Below are 24,634 nucleotides of genomic sequence, written 5' to 3' on the forward strand. Positions count from 1 at the left end.
GGCAATGCCAACAACAACACCCTGAACGGCACCGGCTATGCTGACAACCTTTATGGGTTGGATGGCAATGATACGCTCAACGGCAAGGTGGGCGACGATGTTCTTGTAGGTGGCGCGGGGAATGACACTTTGATCGGTGGCGATGGATCTGATGAGTTTGTTTTTGGGGGTAGTTTTGGCGACGACGCCATCAACGACTTCGAAGACGGCATTGATCTGCTTCATATCGACATCGCCGGCGTGACCTATGATGATCTTGCCATCACCGCCTCAGGTACCTCTCACGCCGAAGTCGCGGTCGAAGGGCATGGCACAATTTTGGTCAAGAACATCGACGTGACCAGTCTGACCGAAGAGGATTTTATCTTCGGGTAAACTGTGGCTATCCGAGCTAATTTGGCATGGCTCCGGAAGCCGTGGGCTGCGCTATCCTATCTCACGCTGGCGGCATCGTTGGCGCGAGGTCAGCGGCGAAAATAACAAAGGTTAGTTGCAGCGCCTGAAAAAGAGGCAGGAACCGCTGCGATAGATGAGTTCTTCGCGGTTCCTGCCTCTTTAAACGCTATGGGTGCGGCGCACGTTCCCAATAGGATTGGGCGGCACCGCTATCGGGACTCGCGCGGCAATCATTTGGGAATGATCCAGAAGTTATTGCCGTCAGTATCCAGCGTGCGCTTAGAATGCCCAACGGCAGATCTTACCTTGAAAAGGTAGTGCAAGCTTCGTTCAAGGTTCCCAATCCAATGAGCTTTGATCTGCGCAATTGGCTGAATGCGTATTCCCAGATGGTTGACGCGCTTCTCCCGATGAGACTGCCGCTCATTGTCAAAGATAACGCCGTTTCTGACTTAGTCTGCGTATTCCGGAAACACACTGCATGTCGTCCATTTTCACGACTGCATGGAATCTAATTTGACACAACAAGTGCGAGGGTAGCAAAGGCGGGAAGCGCGGAGACATCAACTATCGCAGCGGTTCCCGCCTTTGCGTGTCATTTGAGCACTGCACAAGGCCTCCAAATCCTTTGCCGTTCGACCTTCCTATACACGCTAAAGCATACGGTGAATGCAGCCTTTGGTGGTGTCCGGAGCCTATGGCCATGTTCAAGGCGGAATTTGATTTGAGTCACAACTTTGGTTCAAAGTATGGACCTGTCGCAGCTCGCCGCAACAGCCATGGTATTTGGCGAGGTGGTCCTTTGGATGCTGCCCTTTGCGATCTGGCGAGAACCGATACCAACTGGCAGGTGGAACGCTGCTGCCCCAAGGCCGCTCATCCCGACCATAGGCCCAAAGGCGTGCTGTCGCTGTTTTGCCCGTGCCGGGTGCCAGCATCTTCACCGGCGTATCATCAGCGAAGATGGCCTGACCGGCCAGCACATGCCGCCCAATAGCATCCGCCAATGGTTCTAAAAGTGCTGTGGACTTACCGATCCAATCCGCCAGCGTTGAACGATCAATGTCGATCCCGTCGCGCTCGAAGATGCCGCTTTGACGATAGAGCGGTAAGTGATCCGCGTATTTGTTGACCAACACATGCGCCAGCAAGCCCGGACCGGGACGCCCGCGCTCGATGGGACGCGATGGTAATGCGGCTTGTGTGAAGGCTTCGCAGCCTGAGCAAGCGAAGCGCGGCCGCACGATGCGGTTCACGATGAACCGGCCTGGAACGTATTCTAGCTCTTCGGTCACATCCTCGCCGAGGCGGCGCAGTCCACCACCGCACTGGGGGCAATCTTCGTCGCCAGTCGTCAGCTCCACTTCCATGCGTGGGATGTGATCGGGGATCGGTCGCCGCTTCGGTTTATCCTTGGGCTCTTCGTTGGGAAGCCACAGCTTTGCAGTCATTTTGGCAACCGCGATCTCACTTGTCTCCAACGCCAGTTGCAGTTGCTCGATGCTCTCTGACCTGCTCCCCTTTGAGTCCGCGTTTATAGGTTAGCTCTGTTCAGGTCTTGGTCTTCCTTTGACCGGTTAGCATATTCGAATGGCGTCAGGCCAGCGAGGCTGGAGTGAGGCCGGTTGTGATTGTAGTCGGCGCGCCATGCCGCAATTAAGCGGCAGGCATGGCGCAGAGACGGGAACAGGTGCTCGTTCAGGCACTCCTCGCGCATCCGGCCGTTGAAGCTCTCGACCAGACCGTTCTGCATTGGCCTACCCGGCGCGATGTAATGCCAGCCGACCTTGCGGTCCTCCTGCCATTTCAACATCGCATTTGAAGTCAGTTCCGTCCCGTTGTCTGAGACCACCATGCAGGGGTAGCCACGCAGCTCGGCGATGCGATCCAGTTCTCGGGCGACACGTGCACCGCCAATGGATGTATCCGCGACAGCAGCCAGACATTCTCGGCTGAAGTCATCGATCACATACAGCACACGGAACCGTCGCCCGTCCTCAAGCGCATCCGACATGAAGTCGAGCGACCACCTCTGGTTCGGGCCTTGCGGAATTGCCATGGGCGTCCTGGTGCCCACAGCCCGCTTGCGTCCGCCCCGTTTACGAACGGTTAATCCCTCTTCGCGGTAGAGCCGATACAGCTTCTTCCAGTTCACTTCCCAACCTTCACGCTTCAGCAGGAAATGTAGCCTGCGATAGCCGAACCGACGCCGCTCGGACGCCAGTTCCTTCATCCTTGTCCGCAGCTCAGCGTCGGCAGGACGCTTCGACCGGCGCCTATACACACGTGGATCGATCCCAGCCAACGCACAGGCGCGGCGTTGATTGTAGCCCTTGGTCTTCATCGCCCAGTTCACAGCATTCCTCCTTGAACCGGGCCTCAGAAGTTTTTTCCGAGCATCTCTTTCAGCGTGGCAACGTCCATCATCTGTTCAGCCAGCATCTTCTTCAGCTTGGCGTTCTCGCTTTCCAACGTCTTCAGCCGACGCGCATCAGACACTTCCATGCCCCCATACTTTGATCGCCACTTGTAGAACGTCGCATCGCTGATCCCATGCTTGCGGCAAAGTTCCTTCGCGCCAAGCCCAGCCTGATGTTCCTTCAGGATGCCAATGATCTGCTCTTCGCTAAAACGGCTTCTCTTCATCGTCTGTCTCCTCAGTTGGAGAACAGGCTAACCCTAAATCGAGGACTTTTCAGGGGAGCAGGTCAAAACGTCTCAAGCGAATTTCGCTAGAAAACACAGTTGGGCAGGATGGAAGAAGCGCAGCCCAGAAGCATTTGGCAGAAATTGAACAATGGTCAGCTGCCTCAGACGAGGCTGCTTCTGCGTAAACAGCCCCTGGTTGGTCCTTCAGCGATCGGTTCAAATCAATGGCAGATTAGGGCTCTCACCGCCAGTCCAAGCGCACCGCAGTGAATGGCCGCAGCGAGCCCAAAACGTCAAATTCTGCCGTAAGAATGGAATTAGGCTTTCACACAAAAGCTTGCTTCATTCGACAGCTTCGGTGATGACTGGGCGCTTACATGCGCTCGAAAGAACATCCCGAATGATCACCTCCCGCTCGTCAACATCAGTAACCATTGTCGCGATACTCAGTTGCGCGGCGCTCCTGTTTGCAGGCAATGGGCTGTTCCAGACCCTGTTACCAATACGAGCCACACAGGAAGGGTATTCAGGCGCGCTGATCGGCTGGCTAGGTACCGCATACTTTGGTGGTTTCACAATCGGGTGCTTTCTTGGCCCCAAGATCATTATGAGCGTCGGACACGCGCGAACGTTTGCGGGTATCACGGCCTTACTGACGGCTTCTATCCTCGCCTTTCCACTGTTCATCGATGTTACTTTTTGGGGTGTTCTTCGCCTGTTCAGCGGCGCCTGTTTGGCGATTCTCTACATTGTTGCCGAAAGTTGGCTGAATGACAGCACAAGCAATGCAAATAGGGGGCGCACGCTCTCTATTTACATTATTGTTACCAATATCGTCACTATGGCAGGGCAGCTTATGGTCAATTCCTTTGACACATTGGATGCGACTTTGTTCATCTTGGTCGCCATCCTGATTTGCCTGTCCATTGTCCCGATCAGCTTGACCCCAACACCTGCACCATCCCCGGTGCCTTCTGCCAGGCTTAATCTCAACGCGCTTTACAAGGTGTCGCCTGTAGGCGTTGTCGGTTGTTTGCTAGCCGGTACCGTAGAGGGGGCTTTTTGGTCGCTCGGACCTGTATTCGCACAGGATCGCGGCATGGGGACGGCCGATGTAGCATTGTTGATGGCAGCGTTTGTGTTGGGTGGAACTGTTTCTCAATGGCCGCTTGGCTGGGTGTCTGATCGAATTGATCGGCGGATCGTTATTTCGTTCACAGCATTTGGCACGGTCATAACGGGTCTCATTATTGGTTTCGATATTGTTCCGGAGGGGGTCCCAACTTTTGTAGTTGCAGGTTGCCACGGTGCATTGATGGTTCCGGTTTATGCTCTTTGCATTTCTCACGCAAATGACGTCGTTTCGAACGAACGCATGGTGGAAACAAGCGGGGGTTTGCTTTTAGCATTCTCGATTGGAGCAACTGTCGGACCGATCACAGCATCATTGTTTATGCAAAATGACCAACCAGGTGGCCTCTTTCTTTTCATCGGTGCAATTCTTAGTCTGTTGGGCCTTTTTGCGCTCTACCGTCTGCTGACGGACAAAAGGAAAGGACAGCGTGAAAAGCATCTGTACACACAGACATCGGCGGCTTCGCCCGCTATCTTTCCTACCGACGTTGATTAGACACGGCAGCAAGAGTTGTAGTATCCTTTTATCAACCGTTCGTTGCGGTTTTTAAGGTCTGGAAAGTCAGCGTTGCCGCCGAACGCTTTGAGGGGCCCAGACATTCGGCAACATGAACCGGCCATTCGAGCGGATCGCGGCGATAGGCCGCTCAGAGCCCTTACCGGTCATTGCTACAACGGTTCAGCGCTGCGGACGCATTAGACAGGTCCGTCTGCTGAAGCGGACATTGCGGCCGAACCAGATGCCAAGCCAGCGGAGAACCCGGAGAGCAACCGAAGGTGGTTGCGGGAAGGGGCAAGGGTTTAGATTGCAGCGTTGATTCCAATAAAGATTGAGGGTTGAAGGTTTGGTGCTTTCCGACCGCGAAGTAGTTGGGCAACATCTGAGTGAAGACACTGTCCGCGAATTGAAGGAAATGTTCGAGAGGGTATCAGCCCAACGTCTCGACAACATGCGTTTTGGTGAACCGCCTACAGGCTTCAATGTATCTGACAAAATAAGAGCATATGGGCAGGCCAATCTATGGCGATGCGTTCAATTGTGCAAAGATGCAGAAGTACTCAGACAAAGTGGTTGCGGTCTTTCCGCAATTATCCTTTGCCGATCGGTCATTGAAACCGTAGCGGCATACTCTCATTTCGCGAGACAATTGCCGGATAAGATGAAGCCTATAACGAGCAAAAGTGATCTGCAGAAAATTGACGATTTTGTTCTTTCTAAGTCGTTCGCAACAAGGGAAGCTTCAGCAATAGAATTGGTAGCCACTGATGGTGTTGACGTGGAGTCCGTGAGCGTAATTACACAACTCAAAAAGCTCGAGAAACGCCATCCTGGCCTTTGGAAAAAGTACGAAGTCCTGTCTGAATACGCGCACCCAAACGGCTTTGGAACACTAAGCTGGTACGGAAGAACCGACAGTAGAGAAAAAATAGTTAAGTTTTCTGACGATTGGGATGATTGTGTGAGAGACGCTCTAGGCTGGAGAGTTGCGGCGATTGCGCTATTGGAAACCCTTGAGGCCGACATAGCCGGGGTGGAGGATCAACTTCCTGAGCTGTCTTCATTGGCCCACGTAATTCTGTCTCAACAATAAGGAGCGACCTTGCCCAAACGCTCCGAGCCCATTGCGGAAGTTGCCGCGCAACCTGAACGCTGCGAGTGCATTCAGTTGATTGCGACCCCTAGCGGACGTTCGAGTATTTCAAGCCCAAAACCCGGTATTGGCGCAACTAAATTGACACCGGGTTTCAGATTCTTAGGCGGGAAGTTGTCACTCAGATTGAAAACCAAGACGTCCGTCTTGTGAGTGTCGCATGGTTCTATGAATTCTCGAACTATAGAGCGAGACCAGAGGAACCCGCGGTCCAGAATTTCGAAGTTTGCCAAGCACTCACTGGTCATGTAGCCCTCGCGTACGTCTTGCGTAAAAAGGATTAGATATTATGCCTGGGTTGAGTCGCGATATCTTAAATGAAATCGATTGGACAACAGCGACCAGCAGTGCTCTTGTTGACGCACGCAGTGATTTTATTCTTGCCCCACATCTAGATATTATCTTTCGTGAAAAGCCCGATGACTTAATTGCTCAGGTTTGCGCTAGTCTTGCGTCTGGTCAATACGAACCCCAGCTTCCAGTTTCAATTAGCGTTCCCAAACAGGGACTTCTGACGAGGCCAGGTTCAATTTTGTTGCCTAAAGATAGATTGGTCTATCAAGCCTTGATCCAAGATATGCTGGACAGCATTGAGCGTCAGTTCGACCGGAGCAGATCGTTTAGCCATGTGCCATCAGGGCAGCCTGATCACCTGTTTGAGCCTTCCTTTGAGAGTTGGTCGGCATTTCAAGAGAGAGTTGAATCTATCTGTAACGAAAAACCCTTTGTATTGCAGTGCGATGTGGCAAATTACTTCGAAACACTGCCGCAACACAATCTTGTAAATGCACTAGAGGGTGGCGGAAGTCGCACAGAAAGTGTTCGGCTTCTCGAGAAGTTATTGTTGGCATTTAAGGAAAAAAGCTCGCAAGGCATAATCCAAGGCGTTTTCCCATCCGATGTACTTGGAAATTTCTATTTGACGGATGCTGATGCGCACTGCGCTCTGTTCGATCACCCCTCTGCTCGCTATGTCGACGACATATACATTGGCTTTGACAGTCAGTTGGCAGCGCGCTCATTTCTTATCCAGTTTGTGGAAAATCTACGATCAGTTGGCTTGGCACTTAATCCAAGTAAGACTCGCATATATGCGTCAAACGAATTGCTTTTTGAACAACGTGAAGTTGACGAGATGTTCCAGGCTGCGAGGGATGAAGTGGAAGCCGCTAGAGAACTAATCGAGCAAGGTGCATATGGTTTCCAAGGTGACTGGATCAATTCAGATGAATTCGAAGAGGCCATCAATGAGGGACTAGACACTGAACTCTTGGCTGTTCGGTCGTTGGTAGATTACGAACATGCTGATCCAGAATTGGCGGAGAAGATTGACCGTTTTTCGCTTCCGTACCTTCGAGCTGCTGGAGATGACTATGGCATTGAGCGAGCGTTCGCGGGACTAGAACAACGCCCACATCTGATCAGGCACTACTTTTCCTACCTCAATCATTTCGCGAGAATTAACCCAGAAGTACAAGCAAGAATTGAAGCGCTCATCGTTCAAAATGGGTTCTATCTCGATTACCAAAGGATGTATTATATGGCCGGTGTTATGACCTGCCAGTGCGTGAGAGATGAAACCGTAGCTCATGTGATGTCATGGTACAGGAACCGCTCTGTCGGTCGACACACGAGAGGACTGGCGGCAATTTTTGCATGTAAATTCGGCAACGCTAGAGAACGCCGCGAAGTAAGATCTACGTACGCGGATGAAGACCCATATGTTCGCGCTGCAATCCTCTACGGCGCTCAATTTTTTACTAATGCTGAAAAGCGCACGATGAAGACGGCGTGGAACGGTCATTCGGATCTCAACTCTTTGATTGCTGCGGCAATCTAGAAACAGAAATCAGCAGATGTAGACTCCCGGGTTATTTGGCCGTGAAATAATTTCTTCATGACCAGAAGCGTCGACTACTGACCGAGTATGCTTGGAGTAGTATGATGGCGACAGATACCTAAATTTTCTGTCCGCGCTTGCCGCTACCGTCCTGTTTTGGCAATGAGCTACGAGCTGAGAAAATCGCATTTGAAAACAAAGGGTGGCGAAGAAAATTGAGAGTAGTCGTCTCGTATAAAGTTAACAACAAAATCTCAATTGATACGCCATTTGTCGTGGAGCGCGGAGATAGAGCCTATCACATAGCGAGGGATGAAGGGCATATTTCAAAAGTATCTGTGATTTTTACTGGGCAGGACGTTGGAAACGCACCAACGCTTACACCGGGTGACGGCGAGAAGAAAATGCCGCAAATATCGGTTAGGGATAACTATTCTTTGTTGGCGGAGAGAGATATTCGGTCTTGGCAGTCAATTCTGGCACCTTACCAGTGCCTTGAAATTGATTTCTCCACAAAAGACACCGCTTACCATGCGGAAACCACCGAAGAGCAAGAAGCTATCAAGCTCAAAAGCTTCAAGATTGAGGTAGATGAGCACAAAGGCCCATCATCAGAGGATTTTTCTTTGTACGGGCGAGCTTTCCTAGCCATCCCCAAACACTATGACACCATTGCGAAGACCGCTTTTTACCTCGAAGGCGTTCACCACCTAAAATCCGGCCACTGCATAGATGCCTACAATCTATTCTATTTATATCTCGAGGCGAATTTCAGTCTGCCATTCAAAACGGCCGCTGCGACGAAATCCCTTATGGGGAATGCGGAGTTCCAAAAGGCTCTTAAGCAACAGGCGAAGGACAGAACTTGGCAAAAACCTGATGTAACGCTGACATTGGAGGGGTTTTCCGGCCCAGATTATGACGCCGAAAGGCTCACAAAGAGCATCATCGCACTCAGGGGACATTTGCGGCATAACACTTTGTCAAATCCCAACCGATGGGACCCGCACAATCAAGATAAACACAGGCATGACGCCGCTTTCCTGTCTGGTGTTTGTCAAGCTCTAACCTTTCCGATTTTTTCCACAACATTTGAACCTCAGTATACCGAGGAATTTCTGCGCCTTGCAAAAGAGAATAAGCACATGACGAAAATTCGCGTAACCATCACGATAAAGGACTTGGGTTCGACGTTGCCACGCGACATTCCTATTGAGATGAGTTTCCCGACTGTTGATGACACACCGAACCTAGCCAAGACCGCTATGGAAAAGGCGTTACAATTTACGGACGAAAATGCGCCGGGGGCTGACCTTTACGCAATTCGAGCAAACCTACTTCCCGGAGGGGCAGAACTGTTCAGGTATGATTTGGGACCGAGCATCGGCAGAAAGTAACCTTGGCGGTTAGCTGCCATTAACAATCGTCGATGTGCCGACCGCAGCGAACGGCGGCTTAGTGGCCTATGGTCTTGAAAAACATCGTATTGCTAGCGCAGAAAGCGATGTCCAGAATTTGCCGCGAGTGCCTTCCCAGTCAGGCTTTTCGCGTTTGCTGCGGTGCAGGAAAGATTTTTGCTAGCTTGCAGAGGTTTTGGGTGGTGGCGGCGAGGAGTGGAGTTCGTCCCTGTTTCCGGACAGTTTGATTATTGACCCTATGCCGCGCTTTTCCAAGTCATGGTTTCGTATGCCTGCGCGGGTGTTTGGTAACCGATGGCGGAATGACGCCGCTGGCGATTATAGAAGACCTCAATGTATTCGAAGATCGCGGCCTTTGCCTGGACGCGCGTTTTGAAGCGCTCCCGATGAACCAGTTCCTTTTTTAGTGATGCGAAGAAACTTTCCATTGGAGCGTTGTCCACGCATTCGCCGGTCCGGCTCATGGATTGGATGACCTTCGCGGACCCGAGCAGCGCACGATATTCGCTGCCAGCGTATTGCACGCCGCGGTCCGAGTGATGAATGAGACTTGGCACCGGGCCACGGCGCCCCAGGGCCATGTTCAAGGCATCACAGCACAGTTCCGATCGCAGATGATCGTCTATGGCCCAACCCACGATCTCACGCGTGGCCATGTCTTTGATGGCGGCGACATAGAGCCATCCTTCGTCCGTATCGACGTAAGTAATGTCAGCGAGCCAAACCCGGTTCGGGGTTGTACAATCAAACCGTTGTTCCAGCAGATTTGGCGACGGTTTGAGGCTGTGATTGCTGTCAGTGGTGCACGGCTTTCGGCGCTTGCACAGGCGCAGAGAGACATTGTTTTCCCGCATTATTCTGGCCACGCGCCGCTCTGAAACGTCCTCGCCATCGGCCTTCAGATCCTGGTGGACCCTCTTTGACCCATACCGTTTTTTGCTTTGAGAAAACGCCTCTTTAATCTTAGGCAGCAACTCGGCGTCCCGGTCGGCACGCAGCTTGTGCCGCTGATCTCGGGCAGGTTGTGACTGGACAAAGCCGTAAAACCAGCTGCGCGCAACGCCAACAATGCGACAGAGATGAGCGATCGGGTAAACAGTCTTATGGGCAGCGAAAAAAGCAGAAGCTTTCTCGAGGATTTCATTTTCCAGCTTCAAGCGTTTGTTTTCCTTCCGCAGACGGTCCAGCTCCGCCGCATCCGCCTGCTGCCTGCGCAGTGCCGCCATTGATCCTGCCGCTTCGATCTCCAAGCGCCACGTCTTCAATTGCGAGCTCGTCACTCCCAGCTCCTTGGCCACGCCGGTTTGTGTGGCACCAGGCTCACAAAGCCGACCAACAGCTGCGGCTTTGAATTCATCTGTGAACGTTCGTCTCGATTGTCCCATTCCATGCTCCTTTCTTGGACAGGGGTACTTTACCCCGGTGTCCGGAAATAGGGACGAAGTTCAGAGAAATTCGTCGTTCGCGCCACATGGACCACGTAATCGGAGCCTGCCCAGCCCGAGGATACGTTTGAGGTGGGCAAACAGCATCTCAACCTTCTTGCGCAGCTTCATCGAGACTTGGTATTGCCTGATCTTAGCAATATCGCGGGCAAGCTGCCAGGCGTCTTCGTGCTCTTCGCGGGTGATCTTACGTGCATCCGCGTTCGGGCAGCACTTTGGCTTCGATGGGCAGGCCTGACAGGTCAGCTTGAGGGCGCGATAACGGGCTGTACCTTTTCCGGATAGGCCCCGGTTGGGATCCGAGTAGTTGCGGCGAAACTGTTTCAGCGCATGACCCTCGGGACAGATGTATTGATCGTTTTCGGCATCCCATTCGAAGTCGGTGCGAGACCATGTGCCATCGGGACGTCCGGCCTTGACGATCACCGGAATATGAGGAGCGATCTTGCGATCAACCAACCAGCCCAACATCGGGCCAGATCCGTAGGCCGTGTCTGCAATCAGCCTTTCAGGGTGAAGATCGAAACGCCTTTTAACCCGGTCCAGCATCGTCTTTGTCGATCCGAATTCGGCTTGCCGGATGGATCTGGTCGCTTCGACATCCGCGATCACGCTGTGATCTGTATCGATGAGGTAGTTATCGGAATACGCAAAGTGTCCGTTGTCAGAGTTTTTGGAACCAAGAGCGGCGTAAACTAAGTGAGTATTCGGCTCATCTGTTTGGTTTGATGATGCAGCGCGCCGCCAATGTGATCCATGCCCTTGTCGTCGAGATATTCCGCCAAGTCGGCGTCGACGTAGGATGAGCCGTTGAGCTGAACAGCCGGGGTTTCGGCCGTTCTTGCGGATGGTACGAAGGACGACCCAAACCTATTTACGAAATCTATTGTGGAACTCGAACAGCCTTGTTCTATCAACTCGATCAAAACCAAGATAAAAGAGGAAGCTATTAATCGGAAAGTGCCTTATCCCATGAATTATCTAGCGATTGTTCACCACGATCCAGCGTCTTGCTATGGCGTGAGTTTCCCGGATGTGCCGGGCTGTTTTGCCGCTACAGATAAGGCTACTGACATCCTCAAAAACGCGATCGCAGCTCTCGATGACTACTTCTCGGATGTTGCGGAAATTCCGCAGCCACGTGACATCGAAACAATTCGTACCGAAGTGGCTGGGGACTTGGCGCAAGGAGCATATCTCTTAGCGGTTCCCTATATCCCGCGCGACACAATCAAGGAGCGTCGCCAAGTGAACCTAGAGCGCGGCGTCTGGGACACTATAAATGAGGCAGCCAAAACTCTGACAAACGGCAATGTCTCGGAATTTCTCGGTCTCGCTGCCCGCAATGAGATCCTCGTCCGCCAAGGCCAGATTGCTCTCAATGATTGAGTGGCGCGCCCTCAGGTAGGAAACCGACGCTCATACTCAACTTCTGTTGTCAACTTCAACAACGATGCCATATTCCACATTTGACGTTTATAGCGATTAGCTGACGCAAGTGTGTTCTGTGAGTTCTCTTTTAGACGGGCTTTGCGTGTTTGGGAGCGGCATCGTAATGCCCCAGCTTGTTGAGTTGGAGAGAACATTTTTGTGCAGTTGGTACGGGATCTTTCTGGCCTGTGTGTCGTGACATTCGCGACAGCGCGCGGGCGTGGTGCAAAATTGGTGCAACACGCCCGCGCGCTTCTGGTAAGTATTTGGTTTTTATGGGGCTTTAGAGAATGGCTCACCCCTTAGCAGGGGAGCGCCTTCGACCACTCGGCCACGTCTCCGCTGGCCGGTGTATTCGATAAGCGCCAAGAAATACAAGGGACCTCGTGAAAAAATCTTCAAAAAGTCAAATCCATGATGTCTATGGCTTTCTGGCTTGATCAAAGGCAGCCGCGAAACGTCACCCGCAATGCGTGTCTGCCGGGCCTTCCATAAGGCGATCAGACCCAAGAGACATCGGCTGGGAAAGCGAGCGACGGCCCAACGAAACACTGATTTGAAAAGGGCCCTGTCCGAGACACCGGCAATGTACAAACAGAGAGTTTCCGAAGCTCCGGGTCAGCCCAATTAGGTGGGAATTTTCTCCAGCTTCATAGAAAACTTGCCAAACACATAGGCATTAAGGCATATTTGCTTAGATTTTTTACAAATAATACAAAGAAATAAATTCCACGAGGCACAGACCGGGCAGCGGGCGCATTGCGCTCTGGAATAACCTTGGGGAAGGGATAATTAGTTTGGTCTGGTTAAGAGTGTTGTGTGTTTCCTGTTGTGTTTTGATACTGCCGTCGCAGATCCTGGCCAACATTGGTACTGTCGTAAGCGTCAAACAAGGCGCAGAAATTACCCGAGCCGGGAATTCCCGGCCACTGCTTGAAGGCATGGAAGTTGCCTCGGGTGATTCCATATCCACAGACAGCAGAGGGGTAGTTCAGCTGATCTTTGTTGACGAAACGAAGATCGCGATAGGGCCTAATGCAAAGATGGCGCTGGATGTGACCATGTTGCGAAACAAGAAGAAGGCCAAGAATTTTGCCGTTCAGGCCTTGGGTGGAAGCTTTCGTTTCATCTCGGGCAACAGCAGAAAACGTGCCTATTCCATCCAGACCCCCACTGCGACAATGGCTGTGCGTGGGACCATATTCGACATGTGGGTTGTGCCTGGCACCCAAAGCTCGATGCTGGTGCTGGAAGGCACCGTGCAGATGTGCGGCCTGAAAGGCGGCTGCAGATCAACTGGACGTCAATGCAGCCTGTTTGCCACCAGTCAAAAAGGCAAGGTGGGCCGCCCGGCCGATCAGGCACAGTACGACGAAGCAGTGAAAAATGGATTTCCGTTCATTCAATCTCAAGAACGGCTTCTGAGTCCGCTGCGCGTGAATATCGAAGGCTGCGCCGGAGAATCTGCACCAGTGCAGCCCATCGAAAAATCCGACGCTCCCGAGCCCCGCCCAGCGCCCCCGCAGCGGCAAGCGGTGAAGGCTTCGGTAGCATCTGCACCCGTTGAGGCGCCCAGTATTGAAGGCGGTGCAGCGCCGGATACGAAACCGAATAGACCTGTTAACTGAGCATCGGCTGATATGGGTAATCGGTAATGTCGGGCAGTGAAAGCGACCACTGTCTTCGGAGGCAACCGTGACGGGTAAGTCGAAAGAACGGAGCACTCGCCGCAGGGGTTTTCGCCTTGTGGGTTTGTGCCTGATCCTGTTTGGATGCTTTGTCAGGGTCATAGATCCGTTTCCCGTGCGCATGACTCGGCTGATATATTTCGACATCCTTCAGCGCATGGCCCCACGCGATTACACCCCCGACCTGCCAATCCGTGTTGTCGACATAGACGAACAGTCACTGGCCAACTGGGGGCAATGGCCATGGCCGCGCAATCTCATGGCTCAGATGGTTGAAAACCTCGGCCAAAATGGCGCTGCGGTCATCGCTTTTGACATGCTGTTTGTCGAACCCGACCGCTATTCGCCTGCTCGATTATTGGAAGACCCTGCGTTGGCCGAGGTGCTCTCGGTCGATGAAGACGCCCAAAACCTGGACAACGATGTTTTTTTCGGAGCCGAAATCGCCAAATGGCCGGTTGTTCTGGGTGTAGCGGCCCGTGTGGCCGATGATGGTCAGCCCGTCATATCCAAGGCGGGGATCATCGAGATCGGTGAGTCTCCGACCTCAGGGCTCGTCCAGGTTCCGCATTGGACTCCTCCTGCTCCGCCACTTTATTCAGATGCAACAGGCATTGGGGGCGTGAATGTCTCACCACTTGGTGGGACCGGTGTGGTCCGCCGGGTCCCGGTACTTTGGGGGGGACCGGATGGCGCCCTGCCAAGCCTGGGAATTGAGGCCCTTAGGGTGGCCTTGGGGGAAACAGTCCTTTTCGCCGAGGGCGCGTCCGATGAATCCGGTGTCATGCTGGCGCTTGAACTGGGCGATTTTCGATTGCCAACAACTCAGAACGGCGAAGTCTGGATCCGGTACAGGCGAGACCGGCCTGAACTGTATGTTTCTGCCAATGACGTTATGACGAATCCGGATGATCCTGCGCTGCGGTCCCGGATCGAAAACCAGATTATTCTTGTTGGCACCTCTGCGGCGGGTCTGTTTGATATGCACCAGACCTCGCTCGGAGAATCCGTGCCCGGCGTCTCGATCCACGCGCAGTTACTTGAACAGGTCCTAACGGGCGAAATGCTCAGCCGATCCGATGTGACAGCTGCGCTTGAGTTGGTCTCATTCGTCTTACTGGGGTTAGTGGTCGTCGCCGTCATGTCCAGCTTTGGTGCGGTCGCATCCTTCATTGCGGGTGGCGTATCTGCAGCCGTAGTTGTGCTGATCAGCTGGATGGCCTTTCAAAATCAACTCGTATTATTTGATGCAACCTTCCCACTTGCTGGTGGGATGGCGAATTTCGGGCTGTTGGCCGGATATCTATTCATTTCGACCGAGCGCGAGAAAAGAGCGATCCGAAAGATTTTTTCTCACTATGTCGCTCCTGAAATTTTGGATGAAATGGAAGGCTCGGACCATCAGTTGGTCCTTGGTGGAGAAACACAAGAGATCACCGTCATGTTCGCCGACATCCGTGGATTTACCCCGTTATCCGAGTCGGTTTCGGCCACGGAGCTCGTCGCCATTCTGAATGAGCTGTTTTCACAGGTCGGAGATCAGATTTTGCACGAGCGAGGCACAATCGACAAATTCATCGGCGACGCAGTCATGGCGTTCTGGAACGCTCCGCTTCCGGTCGAAAATCATCCCTGTCGCGCTGCACGGGCAGCCTTGATGATGCGCGGTGCATTGGCACAGTTCAATAGGTCCGAAATCATGCGCGAACGGCCACCCATTGCGCTGGCCACTGGCTGCGCGACAGGACAGGCCTGTGTGGGCAATATCGGGTCGCGGCGGCGGTTCAATTATACTGTGATCGGAGATGTGGTGAACGTCGCCGCCAGGATCGAACAAAGCTGCCGACATGTCGACTATGACATCTTGGTTTCGAATTCAGTTTACATTCTAGGCAAACAAGAGTTGGCGATGTTGGAAGCTGGGTTTGTGGACCTGAAAGGAAAAAAGAACCTGGAGCCCGTTTACATATTGATTGGCGATCAGGACATGCTCCACAGCGAGGCATTCCAGAACTTACGCGATGCGCATGCTCAACTTTTGTCGGCCATACGTGCGCGTGAACCGCTGGAGCGCACCGATGAGCTACGCCAAAACTGCATCGACATTGCCAAAGAAATCGAACCCGGTCTTCTATCCTTTTATCGAGCGCTGTCTGGGCGCACTGCGGATTTTCTGTCCGATGTCCAATCAAACAAGCTGTTGTTCAGTCATCACGCCCGTGAAGGACAAAATCTGGCCTAGCGGGCCCAGAGCCATTGCAACTTTCAAGCGAGCATGTGAACCCCATAGAACCACCCAGAAGCAGGCACGGAAGTTTGGGAACCATATGGCTAAGGCCAAATCATCCATCCTGAACTTGGCTCCTTACTTTTGGCCTGAAGAAACTGGATCAGCACCTTACTGCACCGAGCTGACCCAATTGGATGCTCATCGTGAAACAGACGCCATTATGGCCTATGTTCCGACTATCCTGACCTTGTTTGGCGCCTACACGCTTACCGAAGCAATCAAAAATGGCACGTCGCCGAAAACGCGTTTTTCTCCCCCAAACACAGACCAGCCTGCAGTCTCCTGGCCATTTGCGGGTCGGGCTTCTAAGCAACCTGTCCCGCGAGAAAGGACTGTACGATTTTCCTGAAGCAGCCGGATCTCTGCACTCTCTCTCGGGGTTAAAGTCGAAATGATCCTGGCCGGGCCGGCCCACTGGAGCAAGACCTGACCTCGATCAAAGCCGCCGTCGCCAAAGACGAGATCAGATGGGACGGCCCGCTATATGGCGAAAAAAAGCAGCAATTATATGATGAGATTGACGTGTTTCTGTTTCCAACTCGATATAGTATCGAAGCTCAACCAACTGTAATCTACGATGCCTCCGCGTCGGACACAGCCGTGACCTCTTTCGCGCGCAGAGCTATCGAAGAACATGTTCAGGTTTGCATTGCGACCGTCGCCGTCGATCAGAGCTTTTCCGAAACCGCCACCCAATTCCCCACGGGTCCCTAAGAAAGGCCGATCACGCGACCAACAGAATGACCACACCATTGGAGCATTTGGGCAAATCTATCTAATGTGAGGCCGCATTAGACGAATAGTAATACGCGATGGCCTGCGTCCTATTTTTAACCGATAGTTTTTCGTAAATGTTTGACAGGTGAAATTTCACGGTATTGGTCGATATCTGAAGCTCTTTGGACAACTCGCGGTTGGACATGCCCTTGGCTAGAGCTTCCAGAATCGCGCGCTCTTTCCGCGACAGGCTGTGGATCGGATTCTGTTGCATCTGGCGGACATCGATGAAGGGGAACACCATCTTGCCAGCAGCCACGTCCGCGCAGGTTTCCAGCAACGCTTCAACTTCACCAGACCGGGATGAGAACCCCGCAGCTCCTGCCTGCATTGCAAGGCGCGGAACATCTCCGACATCATCGCCGTAAATGACAAAACGGGGCGCGCCTTCCTGTTCTCGCAAAACCTCGATCAATTTGGCCGCGCCAAGAACCGGCAAGCTCCAGGAGATCACACACACCTGGACCGGAACTCTCATGACCGCGCCCAGGAACCCTTCAGCAGTCGCCGATGTGGCAACCAAAGAGAATCGCGGATCACGTTCAAAAATCTCTGACATGGCCGATAAGACCAGCGGATTGTTGTCGGCAAGCATGACGTCAATCGGTTGTTGTGAAGGCTCTGTCATTGATTTTACATCCAAATCCTCAATAAACTACCCATTCGTATAGGGCAAAACTTGGTATACTTCGGTATCCTTGCCAATACAGGTAGGTTTTTTCCCATCCTATTAGAAGTCCTAAAGCAGTAGTAAGTTACGTTGCGCGATGACGCAAGCAAGGCTTTCCTGATCCACAACGAGATGTCTGGGCGTGGTTGACCACCCCAACGATCAAGGAGGATCGCAATGACTTTCCAGATTTATCCAACGCTCGAAATCCCCGAGACGCTGGCCGCAGGCCCCGGGCCGGGCAATACAGACGCGCGCGTTCTACAAGCCTTTTCCAGCGCCGGAGTTGCGGATCACATGCAGGGCGACGTTTTGCGCGGCATGATCGAATGCAAGCACATGCTGCGCGAAATCTGGGGCACCACGAACATATACACCTTTGCGGTCGCAGGCACTGGTTGGAGCGCTTTGGACACCATGTTCTCGGCTGTCATGCCCGGTGACAAGGTTGTTGCGTTCAACAACGGGACCTTTTCGGGCATCGATACACTGACCCTTCGGATCAAGGCAGCGACACCGGACGAACATGCTGCCAACCCCTTGGATCCGCAGGCCGCCAGTGTCACGATCATCGACGTGCCGCATGGTCAGTCGGTGACCGGTGACATGGTCGAAGCCGCACTGGCTGAACACAAGCCCAAATGGGCGTTTATGGCACATTGGGAAACGGGATCAGGACGCATCAATGATTTGCGCGGTTTCTCGGATGCCTGCGAGCACCATGGTGCAATGGGTCTGATCGACGCCGTTTCGTCTTTGGGTGTCGAAGATTTCCGGGTTGATGATTATCCGGGCATCGCGGGCTGGGCCTCTTGTCCGCAAAAGGGCCTGTGCTGCTTGCCGCTTACCTATGCTCCCGTCAGTTTTACCGACGCATATATCGACAGCCTGAAAGCAACGGGTGCCTACAGCTATGTTCACAATCCCATTTTCGAGGCCCGCCACTGGGGCATCGTCGATGGCCAGGATGTTGAAAAAGGCACATATCACCGAACACATTCGGGCTATGCCGTCGCGGCCTTTCATGAATCGTTACGCCTGACCCTGCAGGAGGGGCTAGCGAAGCGCGCGCATGCCTACAAAACGCACGAGGCCGTGCTGCGCGATGCCGTCATTGCGATGGGCTGCGAGGTCACCTCGGACATGTCCAGCCTTGTGGTGCTGAACCTGCCCGCTGAACTTGCAGGCCGCGAAATGGAGCTGGTGCAGAATTGCCGGGCCCGGGGCTTTGGCATCTGGCCAACCCTCAGCGCACCTGTTCAGGTCCGCATCGGCATCCTGAACCAACTGAATCATCAGTCGATCGGCCGCATCGTGCATTTGTTTGCCGAAGCAATCCGCGAGATGGGTGGTTCGGTGAATCTCGAAGCGATCGAAGCGCTTCTGGAAAGCCGCTACGGCACATCTATCGCTGCATAAACGGGAGGAAATGCAGATGGATATCCACGAATATCAGGCGAAAGAACTTCTTTCGAATTTCGGCGTCGAAGTCCCTTCGGGGGCCTTGGCCTACAGCCCCGAGCAAGCTGCCTATCGTGCACGTGAGCTGGGTGGCGACAAGTGGATTGTAAAGGCCCAGGTTCACGCAGGTGGCCGCGGCAAAGCTGGAGGCGTAAAGCTTTGCAATTCGGAAAGCGAAATATACGCAGCCTGTGACGAGATGTTTGGCCGCAAGCTGGTGACGCATCAGACCGGCCCCGATGGCAAAGGCATCTATCGCGTCTACGTCGAATCTGCCGTTCCGATCGATCGGGAAATCTATCTGGGTTTTGTGCTCGACCGCTCAAGCCAACGCGTGATGATCGTCGCCTCGTCCGAGGGCGGAATGGAGATCGAGGATATTTCCGCAGAACGCCCTGAAAGCATTGTCCGCTCCATCGTCGAACCTGCGGTAGGTCTGCAGGAGTTTCAGGCGCGCGAGATTGCCTTCAATCTGGGACTGGAGCCCCGTCTGATCCAAAACATGGTCCGCACCCTCCAAGGGTGTTACGCCGCTTTCAACAAGCTGGACGCGACCATGGTTGAAATCAATCCGCTCGTCATCACCGGTGACGATCGCGTGTTGGCGCTGGACGCCAAGATGAGCTTTGATGACAACGCCTTGTTCCGCCACCCGCAGGTCGCGGAGCTTCGCGACAAAAGCCAGGAAGACCCCCGTGAAAGCCGCGCGGCGGATCGTGGCCTGTCTTATGTCGGGCTGGACGGAAATATCGGCTGCATCGTGAATGGTGCCGGTCTGGCCATGGCGACGATGGACACGATCAAGCTGGCCGGGGGAGAGCCTGCAAACTTCCTCGATATCGGAGGCGGCGCGTCACCAGAACGTGTTGCCAAAGCTTTCCGATTGGTACTGTCCGACAAGAACGTCCAAGCGGTTCTGGTCAACATTTTCGCCGGCATCAACCGCTGCGACTGGGTTGCCGAAGGCGTCGTGCAGGCTCTGAAGGAACTGGATATCGACATCCCAGTCATCGTGCGCCTTGCCGGGACGAATGTTGAAGAAGGTCAGAAAATACTCGCCAAGTCCGGCCTGCCGATTATTCGTGCAACAACATTGATGGAAGCTGCCGAACGCGCCGTTGGTGCATGGCAAAACGATTTGACCCAAAACACCAAGATGAGGGCTGTGTAATGAGCATTCTTCTGGACCGCGACACCCGCGTTATTGTTCAGGGCATCACTGGACGTATGGCGCGCTTTCACACTAAGGATATGTTGGAGTACGGCACCAATGTTGTTGGCGGTGTCGTCCCTGGCAAGGGCGGCGAAATCGTAGAAGGCGTGCCTGTCTTCGACACTGTCAAACAAGCGGTCACGGCCACCGGCGCAGAGGCCAGCCTTGTCTTCGTGCCGCCCCCGTTTGCGGCGGATTCGATCATGGAGGCCGCAGATGCCGGTATCCGTTATTGCGTTTGCATAACCGACGGCATCCCGGCGCAGGACATGATCCGCGTCAAACGCTATATGTATCGCTATCCCAAGGACAATCGCATGGTGCTGACCGGCCCGAACTGTGCTGGAACTATCAGCCCTGGCAAGGCGCTGCTGGGGATTATGCCGGGCCATATCTACCTGCCGGGCAATGTCGGCATCATCGGTCGTTCGGGCACGCTGGGCTATGAAGCCGCGGCGCAGCTGAAGGAGCGTGGCATTGGCGTCTCAACCAGCGTCGGTATCGGTGGCGACCCGATCAACGGCTCGTCATTCCGCGATATCCTTGAGCGGTTCGAACAGGATGAGGACACCGAGGTCATCGCCATGATCGGCGAAATCGGCGGCCCTCAGGAAGCCGAGGCGGCCGAGTATATCCGAGACCACGTCACCAAACCCGTCGTGGCCTATGTCGCCGGTCTGACCGCACCTAAAGGCAGGACCATGGGTCATGCCGGCGCGATCATCTCGGCATTTGGCGAAAGCGCCTCGGAAAAGGTCGAAATCCTATCGGCGGCGGGTGTGACTGTTGCTGAAAACCCTGCGGTAATTGGCGAGACCATCGCCCGCGTCATGGGAGAGGCTGCGTGATGGTCAAACCTTCGGTCCTTGTCACCCGTCGCTGGCCCGCCGCCGTCGAGGCGCAACTGGCCGAAAACTATAACACCGTACTCAACATCGGGGACAAACCATTGTCCCCGGCCGAGATCCGCGACGCGTTGAAACGCTATGACGCGGTTCTGCCCACGGTCACCGACACGCTCAGCGCCGAGGCGCTGGACGTATCTGCGGCGCAAACCAAAATCCTCGCCAATTATGGAGTTGGTTACAGCCATATCTGTGAACCCGCTGCGCGCAGCCTTGGTATGACCGTAACCAATACGCCGGATGTCTTGTCCGAATGCACGGCTGATCTGGCCATGACATTGCTGCTGATGGTAGCCCGCCGCGCCGGCCAAGGCGAACGTGAGCTGCGCGCGGGCGGCTGGACCGGCTGGCGTCCGACCCATCTGGTCGGCACCAAGGTCAGTGGCAAGACTCTGGGCATCATCGGTTTTGGCCGCATCGGTCAGGAAATGGCCAGTCGCGCGCACCATGGGTTCGGCATGAAAATTCTTGTCCAGAACCGCAGCACTGTCTCGCCCGAGGTATTGAAACAGTTCAACGCAACTCAGGTCGATACCGTGGACGATCTGCTGCCGCACTGCGATTTCGTCTCACTGCACTGCCCGGGTGGGGCCGCAAACCGGCACCTGATCAACGGGCGCAGAATGGATCTGATGAAGCCCAACGCCTTCCTCATCAACACTGCGCGCGGTGAGGTCGTGGATGAGCACGCGCTTGTGCAGTCGCTGATGTTCGACACGATCGGTGGGGCTGCTTTGGACGTGTTTGATGGCGAACCTCGCATTAGCCCGGATCTGTTGCAATGCGACAACCTGGTGATGCTACCCCATCTGGGTAGCGCCACAAAAGAATCGCGCGAGGCCATGGGCTTTCGCGTACTCGACAATCTGGCCGACTTCTTCGCAGGTCGCACCCCGCGGGACCAGGTGATCTGATGCAAGCGCTGGCCCGCAATATTCCGTCCACCCCGGACCCTTCGGGCTATGCCGAGGAATTGCGCTCGGAACTGCGGGCGTTGTGGCGGAATATTCTGTCGAAGCGGGCGCCGCATGTGGCGACATGGGCCGAGGCCATGCCGTTGCAACCCATCCCTACAGGGCTCGAGGCAACGCCGTATCTGCAAGCTCTATCGATCTGGTTCCAACTGTTACGCATCATTGATGAAAACGCCCATGTCCGGGACCGGCGCCTTACCGAGACCCTAAGCGGCGCGGAAGCGGTCGAAGGCGGGTTTGCTGAGGTGTTGTCTGAACTGCAATTAACGGACAGCCAGACAAAAAAACTGACGGCTGACCTATGCGCCGGTCCCACCCTAACCGCGCACCCGACCGAGGCCAAACGGGTCACCGTTTTGGAAATTCACCGGCGGATCTACCGCAATCTTGTCAGTCTTGAAGTACAACGATGGACCCCGACCGAACGCACCGAATTGCTGAATGGTCTGGAAGGCGAGATTGATCTTTTGTGGCTGACAGGCGAACTTCGCCTGTCGCGCCCAAGCCTGCGCGACGAGATCGAATGGGGGTTGCAATTCTTCCGGGATGCAATCTTTGACGCCGTCCCGCAGGTCATGGATCGGTTCGATCAGGCCTGCCTGCATGTGTTGGGTCAGACTCTAGCCAAAACACCCAACATTCGCTTTCACAGCTGGATTGGCGGCGACCGGGATGGCAATCCGAATGTCACAACCGAGATGACCGCACTGGCCCTGCAACGCGGCCGTGAAACGGTTCAGGATCTTTATCGTCAGGCCATCGATCAAGCTGCAAGCCGGTTGAGCATCAGCGCGCTCATATTGCCGCTTCCTGAGCCAAACCGTGCACGTGTACAAGAAATTATCGACCGGACTCCGGACGACGATCGCAATCGAAACGAACCGTTCCGGCAGGCTCTCAATGCCATTCGCTATCGGCTGACCGATGGCGGCTATGATCACATCTCACAATTCGTAAGCGATCTTGGGGCACTTGATGCGGCTTTGTGCGCGGTCAACGCCGACGTCCTGGCACAGAGGCATATCCGTCCGCTGTGCCGCGCCGCTGCGGTTTTCGGGTTCCGAACCACAACCCTGGATATTCGTCAGAATTCAACCGTCACGAATGACGTTCTGACGGAAATTTGGTCGCAATCCGGACATGCTCCGGAATATGGCACGCCCGACTGGTCTACCCGTCTGCGATCAGAGCTGGCAGATCAAAACCTGCCCTATCAAAACCGCGAGGTGCTGAGCGATCAGGCGCAGGAAATGCTGGCGCTTTTAGCGCTTGTTCATAGTGTTCGCTCGGGGCCGGACCCCAAGGCAATTGGGCCATTTATCCTGTCCATGACCCGGTCTGCCGATGATATTCTCGGTGTGTACCTGCTGGCCCGCTATTCCGGTTTCGGGTCCGAGACACTGGATATCTCGGTGGTGCCATTATTCGAAACGATTGCAGATCTTCGCAATGCCCCTGCGATCCTGCTGGACGTTTTGGCAGTACCGCTTGCCCGCCGCAGCCTCAAAACCGATGGAAATGAAATCGAAGTGATGCTGGGGTATTCAGATAGCGGCAAGGATGGCGGGTATTTCTGCTCAACATGGGAGCTGGAGCGCGCCCAACGTCGCATCGTGACGGCACTGGCTTCGCAAGGTTTCAAGGTCACGTTTTTCCATGGACGCGGCGGCTCAGTCAGTCGGGGCGGCGCTCCCACTGGGCGGGCGATTGCTGCGCAGCCCAGCGGAACAATTTCCGGGCGCTTGCGCGTAACTGAACAGGGCGAAGTTGTTTCGACCAGATACGCCAACCGCGGAACAGCCGCGGCCCATCTGGAACTGCTCCTCTCAAGCACGTTGCGTCATACCGCCAATCCCGGCGAAACCCTGGCACGGCCCGAGTTCGACGACGCGCTGGATGCTCTGTCGGAACTGTCACAGACAACCTATGTCTCGCTTTTGAAGATGCCAGGCTTTCTGGACTATTTCCAGCAGGCCAGCCCGGTCGAGGAATTAGCCCGCCTGAAAATAGGATCTCGTCCGGCACGTCGCTTTGGCGCGGCCAGTCTGGATGATCTGCGCGCCATTCCATGGGTTTTTGCCTGGTCGCAGAACCGCCACCTGATCACGGGCTGGTATGGTTTTGGGGCCGCAATGGCCAGCTTCCGCAAATTTCGTGGCGCGCGCGGTGATGAAGTGCTGCAGGATATGTTTCAGCACTCCCGGCTGTTCCGCCTTGCCGTCGATGAGATGGAGAAATCGCTCTATCAGGCGGATATGGGCATCGCCGCACAATACGGCGAACTAGTGCACGATGAGAACACCCGACAAATCGTCTTTCAATCAATCAAAGCGGAATACGATAGCGCCTGCAGTGCAGTGCAATTTCTGACGGGAGGACAAACTATCGGACACCGTTTCCCTCGCCTGTGCGAGCGGTTTGATCGCAAACGGGCTGAACTGGCCCGCATTCACGCGCTGCAGGTCGAATTGCTGCGACAAGCTCGAACCGAGCCTCAGGCAGGATCGGTTCCTGTTCCCCTGCTGCAATCGATGAACGCTATTTCCGCTGGCCTTGGCTGGACCGGCTAACCCTTTTAGGAGGTTTCAAAGTGAACGCCCCGCAACGCACTCAAGGTTTTTTCACCCAGTCTCTCTCAGCGCGCGACCCAGAGCTGTTCGGCTCGATCACGTCCGAGCTGGGCCGTCAGCG

The 24,634-nt window shown here is 54.3% G+C and carries 17 protein-coding genes and 2 pseudogenes; 14 read left to right on the forward strand and 5 right to left on the reverse strand.

The genetic code is table 11. The features are described 5' to 3' along the window. Together AC2FIC_RS20145 and AC2FIC_RS20150 are read left to right on the forward strand one after the other, a co-directional pair. Positions 1-375 (forward strand): calcium-binding protein (locus tag AC2FIC_RS20145; protein ID WP_496870210.1); only part of this gene is annotated, 375 nt, incomplete at its 5' end. A gap of 275 nt (positions 376-650) precedes the next feature. Continuing rightward, positions 651-911, forward strand: a complete 261-nt coding sequence (locus tag AC2FIC_RS20150) for a hypothetical protein (protein ID WP_496693074.1) — start codon at positions 651-653, stop codon at positions 909-911. A 261-nt stretch (positions 912-1,172) separates the two neighbouring features. On the opposite strand, the pseudogene tnpC reads toward AC2FIC_RS20150, so the two are convergent. Further along, positions 1,173-1,913 (reverse strand): annotated as a pseudogene (tnpC, locus tag AC2FIC_RS20155) (IS66 family transposase); the annotation flags it as partial. Positions 1,914-1,930: 17 nt separating this feature from the next. Continuing rightward, a protein-coding gene (locus AC2FIC_RS20160) for an IS3 family transposase (RefSeq protein WP_496693064.1) occupies positions 1,931-3,042 on the reverse strand; the annotation gives its coding sequence in 2 pieces (ribosomal slippage) (positions 1,931-2,787 and positions 2,787-3,042; 1,113 coding nt in all). A 403-nt stretch (positions 3,043-3,445) separates the two neighbouring features. Between AC2FIC_RS20160 and AC2FIC_RS20165 the strand changes: the two genes are divergently transcribed. The 4 genes from AC2FIC_RS20165 to AC2FIC_RS20180 all read left to right on the forward strand — a co-directional run bounded on the left by AC2FIC_RS20165 (position 3,446) and on the right by AC2FIC_RS20180 (position 9,068). After that, positions 3,446-4,675, forward strand: coding sequence for an MFS transporter (locus AC2FIC_RS20165; protein ID WP_496693065.1), 1,230 nt, complete (start codon positions 3,446-3,448; stop codon positions 4,673-4,675). A 352-nt stretch (positions 4,676-5,027) separates the two neighbouring features. Continuing rightward, positions 5,028-5,771 (forward strand): hypothetical protein, encoded by a 744-nt coding sequence (locus AC2FIC_RS20170; RefSeq protein ID WP_496693066.1) that lies wholly within the window; start codon positions 5,028-5,030, stop codon positions 5,769-5,771. Between the two features lie 349 nt (positions 5,772-6,120). Next, positions 6,121-7,671: an RNA-directed DNA polymerase gene (locus tag AC2FIC_RS20175; protein ID WP_496870211.1), complete on the forward strand. Its 1,551-nt coding sequence runs from the start codon at positions 6,121-6,123 to the stop codon at positions 7,669-7,671. A gap of 137 nt (positions 7,672-7,808) precedes the next feature. Next, a complete protein-coding gene (locus tag AC2FIC_RS20180; RefSeq protein WP_496870212.1) occupies positions 7,809-9,068 on the forward strand; it encodes a hypothetical protein in 1,260 nt (419 codons plus the stop codon). Positions 9,069-9,325: 257 nt separating this feature from the next. On the opposite strand, the gene AC2FIC_RS20185 is transcribed toward AC2FIC_RS20180, so the two are convergent. Both AC2FIC_RS20185 and AC2FIC_RS20190 read right to left on the reverse strand, forming a co-directional pair. Then, positions 9,326-10,474 carry an IS3 family transposase gene (locus AC2FIC_RS20185; protein WP_496693069.1) on the reverse strand — a complete coding sequence of 383 codons (1,149 nt, stop codon included), beginning with the start codon at positions 10,472-10,474 and terminating at the stop codon, positions 9,326-9,328. A 63-nt stretch (positions 10,475-10,537) separates the two neighbouring features. Then, positions 10,538-11,188 (reverse strand): annotated as a pseudogene (locus tag AC2FIC_RS20190) (transposase); the annotation flags it as partial. A gap of 234 nt (positions 11,189-11,422) precedes the next feature. Between AC2FIC_RS20190 and AC2FIC_RS20195 the strand changes: the two are divergent. The 3 genes from AC2FIC_RS20195 to AC2FIC_RS20205 all read left to right on the forward strand — a co-directional run bounded on the left by AC2FIC_RS20195 (position 11,423) and on the right by AC2FIC_RS20205 (position 15,895). Next, entirely contained in the window at positions 11,423-11,923 is a 501-nt protein-coding gene (locus AC2FIC_RS20195) for a type II toxin-antitoxin system HicB family antitoxin (protein WP_496693070.1), read from the forward strand. A gap of 878 nt (positions 11,924-12,801) precedes the next feature. Next, entirely contained in the window at positions 12,802-13,593 is a 792-nt protein-coding gene (locus tag AC2FIC_RS20200) for a FecR family protein (protein WP_246097172.1), read from the forward strand. Positions 13,594-13,774: 181 nt separating this feature from the next. Beyond that, the gene (locus AC2FIC_RS20205) at positions 13,775-15,895 is read left to right on the forward strand and encodes a CHASE2 domain-containing protein (protein WP_496693071.1); all 2,121 of its coding nucleotides are present in this window, start codon (positions 13,775-13,777) and stop codon (positions 15,893-15,895) included. An 823-nt stretch (positions 15,896-16,718) separates the two neighbouring features. On the opposite strand, the gene AC2FIC_RS20210 is transcribed toward AC2FIC_RS20205, so the two are convergent. After that, positions 16,719-17,348 carry a response regulator transcription factor gene (locus tag AC2FIC_RS20210; RefSeq protein WP_246097171.1) on the reverse strand — a complete coding sequence of 210 codons (630 nt, stop codon included), beginning with the start codon at positions 17,346-17,348 and terminating at the stop codon, positions 16,719-16,721. Positions 17,349-17,567: 219 nt separating this feature from the next. Between AC2FIC_RS20210 and AC2FIC_RS20215 the strand changes: the two genes are divergently transcribed. The 5 genes from AC2FIC_RS20215 to AC2FIC_RS20235 are packed head-to-tail and all read left to right on the forward strand — an operon-like array spanning position 17,568 to position 24,513. Then, the gene (locus tag AC2FIC_RS20215; RefSeq protein WP_281972632.1) at positions 17,568-18,809 is read left to right on the forward strand and encodes a pyridoxal-phosphate-dependent aminotransferase family protein; all 1,242 of its coding nucleotides are present in this window, start codon (positions 17,568-17,570) and stop codon (positions 18,807-18,809) included. A gap of 16 nt (positions 18,810-18,825) precedes the next feature. Continuing rightward, a complete protein-coding gene (locus tag AC2FIC_RS20220; RefSeq protein ID WP_496693072.1) occupies positions 18,826-20,022 on the forward strand; it encodes a malate--CoA ligase subunit beta in 1,197 nt (398 codons plus the stop codon). Further along, entirely contained in the window at positions 20,022-20,912 is an 891-nt protein-coding gene (gene sucD / locus AC2FIC_RS20225; protein ID WP_281972634.1) for a succinate--CoA ligase subunit alpha, read from the forward strand. Before AC2FIC_RS20220 ends, sucD begins: the two co-directional genes overlap by 1 nt. Continuing rightward, positions 20,912-21,883, forward strand: coding sequence for a 2-hydroxyacid dehydrogenase (locus AC2FIC_RS20230; protein WP_496693075.1), 972 nt, complete (start codon positions 20,912-20,914; stop codon positions 21,881-21,883). The genes sucD and AC2FIC_RS20230 overlap by 1 nt, the downstream gene beginning before the upstream one ends. Beyond that, positions 21,883-24,513: a phosphoenolpyruvate carboxylase gene (locus AC2FIC_RS20235; RefSeq protein WP_496693073.1), complete on the forward strand. Its 2,631-nt coding sequence runs from the start codon at positions 21,883-21,885 to the stop codon at positions 24,511-24,513. Before AC2FIC_RS20230 ends, AC2FIC_RS20235 begins: the two co-directional genes overlap by 1 nt. The last annotated feature ends 121 nt before the right edge of the window (positions 24,514-24,634 follow it).

It is taken from the genome of Ruegeria sp. CDSC079 (genome assembly GCF_059610505.1).

What these genes read in the sequence shown, in the direction of transcription:
- AC2FIC_RS20165 (WP_496693065.1), top strand. Translation starts at nt 3,446, where the DNA reads ATGATCACCTCCCGCTCGTCAACATCAGTAACCATTGTCGCGATACTC.
- AC2FIC_RS20175 (WP_496870211.1), top strand. Translation starts at nt 6,121, where the DNA reads ATGCCTGGGTTGAGTCGCGATATCTTAAATGAAATCGATTGGACAACA.
- AC2FIC_RS20185 (WP_496693069.1), bottom strand. Translation starts at nt 10,474, where the DNA reads ATGGGACAATCGAGACGAACGTTCACAGATGAATTCAAAGCCGCAGCT.
- AC2FIC_RS20205 (WP_496693071.1), top strand. Translation starts at nt 13,775, where the DNA reads ATGACTCGGCTGATATATTTCGACATCCTTCAGCGCATGGCCCCACGC.
- AC2FIC_RS20210 (WP_246097171.1), bottom strand. Translation starts at nt 17,348, where the DNA reads ATGACAGAGCCTTCACAACAACCGATTGACGTCATGCTTGCCGACAAC.
- AC2FIC_RS20215 (WP_281972632.1), top strand. Translation starts at nt 17,568, where the DNA reads ATGACTTTCCAGATTTATCCAACGCTCGAAATCCCCGAGACGCTGGCC.
- AC2FIC_RS20220 (WP_496693072.1), top strand. Translation starts at nt 18,826, where the DNA reads ATGGATATCCACGAATATCAGGCGAAAGAACTTCTTTCGAATTTCGGC.
- sucD (WP_281972634.1), top strand. Translation starts at nt 20,022, where the DNA reads ATGAGCATTCTTCTGGACCGCGACACCCGCGTTATTGTTCAGGGCATC.
- AC2FIC_RS20230 (WP_496693075.1), top strand. Translation starts at nt 20,912, where the DNA reads ATGGTCAAACCTTCGGTCCTTGTCACCCGTCGCTGGCCCGCCGCCGTC.
- AC2FIC_RS20235 (WP_496693073.1), top strand. Translation starts at nt 21,883, where the DNA reads ATGCAAGCGCTGGCCCGCAATATTCCGTCCACCCCGGACCCTTCGGGC.